This is a genomic window from Salipaludibacillus sp. CF4.18 (genome assembly GCF_051262595.1).
Lineage (GTDB): Bacteria > Bacillota > Bacilli > Bacillales > Salisediminibacteriaceae > Salipaludibacillus > Salipaludibacillus neizhouensis.
Map to the genome: position 1 here is coordinate 1 of NZ_JBIMEV010000125.1, position 1,973 is coordinate 1,973.

Sequence of the window (1,973 nt, forward strand, 5' to 3'; positions counted from 1 at the left end):
TCATTATATAAAACCCTCCCCATCTTCTGCTTTCATCTATTAAGTACAACTTAAATAGAAAAAAGGAGGAGGTATGGAAACATTTTTAAATCATTCATAAAATAGCAACCATAAAGGTATATTTCCGTTTTCAAAAAGATGATCAATGATTTTCAACACAGACTTATGCTTTATTACAAAGAGATAGCCTGAGTTATGTATGTCCCACCTCCTGCAAATCAACCGGCATGGTCCACTTAATAGAGTCATCCGAAAGTAATACTTATTATGTTGAAAGAGTACTAGTGTTAGAGTATTCTTTCGATTGTGCGGACCATACAAAATCTGAAAATAGCCAAGTTAAATATATTATTAGCGATATACATGATGCCATTTTACAAAGACCTACGTGGAATTTCGCCACGGGGATGCATGACATGAGGCTCGAGTCTTGGAATGCCTTTTAAAACTCCGATCGTTCTTACTGCTAATGAAAGGTTTCAAATGAAACGATATGAATATCCAGGTAATGCTCACTAATACAAACCTCGCCATGCGTGAAGCGCACTTCTTCACGCATGGCGAGGTTGCTTTTTGTCCCCTTACTGTACCAATAATCTCTTATAAAACCAGCAGCTATCGCCATTACCCAAGCCATTGCAATGATGCACAGAACCGTCCCTACGCTTCCAGCCACTTTAGGGTAGGGTTGTTTTTCTTTAGTTGGTGTAGTTCCGTTAGCTTTTCGATCATAAATGTTTGGATGCTTTCAATGTGATCTTTTGCCGACAGGAAGTGGAGGAGTGATTGGTCAAATGATATCGTAAACCAGCTATTGAGATCTTCTGGGCCTTCTAGATTCCACCCTTCATGATCACGACAAAATGCATCCACAGCAGCTAAAACTTCTTCTCTTCTGTGACAACGCGGGTCTACTTCCATAAAAATAGAGACTTCAGGATAATCTTCTTCCTCTTCAGCTAACCATAAGCCACAGCCAACAAACTTCCAGTCAGTTTGATCATTATATAGGACGTACCGTGCTTCATCCCTTAATTGAACAGCACGATTCGTCCACTGCTTCTTTGTTCCAAAAAGTTTTTCAAACGCTTCAGTAACCTTACCTCCCAAACAATCGTCTAGCATCGATTGAATTTTCATGGAATTCTGGATCGTATGAATATCCGCTGGTGTAAATTGTCTATTTTTATTCAAACCTAACCCCTCCATATAATGAATCACCTGCTTACAGTACAAGTTATCCTCAAAATTCTTTAACCATTGATAGAACTGATACCACTGCAATTGATGCGTCCCACTGCCACTCTCGTTAACTAGTAGCCCCTCAATCTGTTTTGGGTCATAATACTTTGTCATATAAATAAGGTGAACATGATAACCACTTTTCGCCTGCTCTTTTAAGTGATCCGCATAACGGCGTAATTGCCGATTCCCTTCGCCAGAACCAAGCTTATTCTCAATAAAAACGATGTGACGAGTTTTCTCCATAGTGAAGGTAATGACCATGTCAGGCCTGCTGTCCATTGCATGACTAGCTAATTTTACATACGTTCTCTGTGTAAAAACTTGAATGTCCTGCATCGAATGGAACTTATTATGTACAAACTTCTTCATAAAACTAACCAGTTTTTCCTCACATTCCATCATCGGAGCCAACATTTCCGTTAGGTAATCCTCTATAGAATGATTTGCCGTTTTCCTGACCGTATCATACATCTTCGTAAACGAAGAACCCATAAACATTACTCCTTTCAAAAACAGCGGTCTCATACTTCCTACAACACTACTATCCTAACAGAAAATATCCTACTTCATGATGCATGATGTATCTTTCTTTACCAAACAAATGGCTAGACATACTAGAATAAGTGATTTCAGCTACGAGTAAAAAAACATGACTTAAGTACTTAAAATAAAGCAGAGTAATTCTTCCTCGATTCCTGCTCCACCACCATTACCCAACCAGTGCAAAT

General features: G+C 38.9%; 1 protein-coding gene. It reads right to left on the bottom strand.

From position 1 onward, the window contains the following. Positions 1 to 660 precede the first annotated feature (660 nt). On the bottom strand, positions 661 to 1,737 hold the full coding sequence (locus tag ACHABW_RS25685; RefSeq protein ID WP_435759854.1) for a PD-(D/E)XK nuclease family protein: 1,077 nt from the start codon (positions 1,735 to 1,737) through the stop codon (positions 661 to 663). Positions 1,738 to 1,973 lie beyond the last annotated feature (236 nt).